Below are 247 nucleotides of genomic sequence, written 5' to 3'. Positions count from 1 at the left end.
AAGATTAACTCCAGTAATGAGGCTCGCGTACTGGACAGCTACGTCAGGGTTGATCAACCCTTTTGCAGACAACCCCTTAATCTGCCCTGCCAGAAATGACGCAAAAAACAGCTTGGACTGTTCGACGGCCGTGTCCGACGTGTTCCCGGCATCCACTAACTGATTACGCCGTTCGTTACTGTCAAAAACAGATCGTTCAAGAGCGCCGATCAATTCTGCAATGACTGCTGAAGGACCGGTGTCTAAC

1 protein-coding gene is annotated in these 247 nt (G+C 50.2%); it reads right to left on the bottom strand.

From position 1 onward, the window contains the following. On the bottom strand, nt 1–247 hold a 247-nt coding region (locus AC3XQU_RS24500), incomplete at both ends, for a hypothetical protein (protein ID WP_489876712.1).

Source organism: Telluria sp. AZSoR62, from assembly GCF_058111565.1.
Note: the sequence above shows the minus strand (reverse complement) of the source record. Positions and strands in the feature narration are given on the sequence as shown.